At 74.1% G+C, this 2292-nt stretch carries 1 protein-coding gene; it reads right to left on the reverse strand.

From position 1 onward, the window contains the following. Window positions 1–2292, reverse strand: a 2292-nt coding sequence (locus B082_RS37195) for a beta-ketoacyl synthase N-terminal-like domain-containing protein (protein ID WP_037711390.1), incomplete at both ends; no start/stop codon positions are given.

Genomic DNA, 2292 nt, shown 5'->3' on the forward strand with positions numbered 1-2292 from the left:
CAGACCATTCGAGGCGCCGTCCTGGTTGACCGCCGTGCCGCGCACGACCGCCAGCACACGGTGGCCGTTGCGCCGGGCGTCCGAAAGACGCTCCAGGAGCAGCATGCCCACGCCCTCGCCCCAGCTCGCCCCGTCCGCGTCCTCGGAGAACGGCTTGGAGCGGCCGTCGGTGGCGAGGGCGCGCTGGCGGCTGAACTCGATCAGCGAGATCGGGGTGGACATGACCGTCACACCACCGGCCAGCGCCATCGTGCAGTCGCCCTCCCGCAGGGCCTGGCAGGCCGAGTGCAGCGCGACCAGGGAGGAGGAGCAGGCGGTGTCGATCGTGACGGCCGGGCCTTCGAGACCGAAGGAGTACGACACCCGGCCGGACAGGACGCTGGGCGAGTTGCCGGTGCCGAGGAAGCCCTCGGAGCTCTCCTTCGCCACGGCGAGCAGGCCGCCGTAGTCCTGGTAGGTCACCCCGGCGAAGACACCCGTGCTGCTGCCGCGCAGCGTGTGGACGTCGAAGCCGGCGTGTTCCATCGCCTCCCAGGACGTCTCCAGGAGCAGCCGCTGCTGCGGGTCCATGGAGAGGGCCTCGCGCGGGCTGATGCCGAAGAAGCCCGCGTCGAACCGGCTCGCGTCGTGCAGGAACCCGCCCTCGTGGACGTAGCAGGTGCCGGGGTTGTCCGGGTCCGGGTCGTACAGCGCTTCCAGGTCCCAGCCACGGTCGGTCGGGAAGCCGGAGATCGCGTCGGTGCCGTCGGCGACCAGCTGCCACAGGTCCTGGGCGGTCTGGATGCCGCCCGGGTAGCGGCAGCTCATGCCGATGATGGCGATCGGGTCGTCCTGGTCCGCGTTCGCCCGGGTCCGGACCGCCGGGGCGCCGGCGGGTTCGTCGCCGCCGAGGAGTTCGTCACGGAGGTGGTCGACCAGGGCGCGCGGTGTCGGGTAGTCGAAGACGAGCGTGGCGGGCAGCCGCAGGCCGGTCTCCTCCGCGAGCGCCTCGCGCAGCTGGACGGCGGTGAGGGAGGTGAAGCCGAGTTCGCGGAACGGCAGTTCGGCGTTCATCGCCTGCGTGGGCGGCTGCTCCAGCACGATCGAGGCGCGTCGGCGCACGATCTCCAGCAGGGCGTCGCGCTGTTCCTGCCGGGGCAGGGCGGCGAGACGGTCGCGCAGGGCCTGACCGCCGCCGGACACGGCCGCGGCGGCCTTGCGGCGTGCGGTGGGACGGGGCGCCGGCGTCTCGGTCACGGCCTCGGAGGCCGCGGCCGTCGGCCGCTCCTGGGTGGGGGCGGAGAACGGGGTGCCGTCGTACGGCCGCAGGGTCAGCGCGTCCGCCGTCAGCACGGGTTCGCCCGAGGTGTCCGCGACGGTGACGGTGTAAGCGCCGTCCGCCGCGCCCGGCGCGATGGCGACGCGCAGCAGGGACGCGCCGCTCGCGTGCAGGGTGACTCCGCTCCAGACGAAGGGGAGCCGGGCCGCTCCGGCGGCGCTCTCGTCGTACGAGAGTGCCTGGAGCGCGGCGTCGAGTACGGCGGGGTGGAGGCCGAACCGGTCGGCCTCGCCCCGGAATTCGTCGCCGAGCACGACCTCGGCGAACAGTTCGCCGTCGCGCCGCCAGACCGCGGTCAGGCCCTGGTAGATCGCCCCGTAGCCGAAGCCGTTCTCGGCGCGGGCCGGGTAGTGGCCGTCGATGTCGACCGCGGTGGCCCCGGCGGGCGGCCAGGCGGTGAGCCCGCTGTGCTGCCGTCCGGGCGCGGTGCCGAGGACGCCGCTCGCGTGGCGTATCCACGGCTGTCCGGCGGTGCGGGAGCTGATCCGGAAGGAACGGCTGCCGGCCGCGTCGGCGGTGTCGACCACGACCTGCACCTGGACCGACTGCCGTTCCGGCAGGACCAGCGGCGCTTCGAGGACGAGTTCGTCGATCCGGTCGCAGGCCAGGTGGTCGCCGGCGCGGACGGCGAGTTCCACGTAGCCGGTGCCGGGGAACACCGCGTCCCCCGCGACCTGGTGCTCGGCGATCCACGGGTGGGTGCGGGCGGATATCCGGCCGGTGAACACGTGCCCGTCACCGTCGGAGAGCTCCACCGCCGCGCTCAGCAGCGGGTGCTTGAGCGGCTCGGCCCCCAGCGCGCCGGCGTCCGCGGCGCCGGCTCCCCCCTCCAGCCAGTAGCGCTGGTGCTGGAAGGCGTACGTGGGCAGGTCGACCGTGCGGGCCCCGGTCGGGGCGTAGAACGCCGCCCAGTCGACATCCGCACCGTCCGCCCAGAGCCGGGCGAGCGCGGTGACGGCGGTGGCCGGTTCGGA

The sequence above is a fragment of the Streptomyces sp. ATexAB-D23 genome, assembly GCF_000373645.1.
Taxonomy (GTDB): domain Bacteria; phylum Actinomycetota; class Actinomycetes; order Streptomycetales; family Streptomycetaceae; genus Streptomyces; species Streptomyces castrisilvae.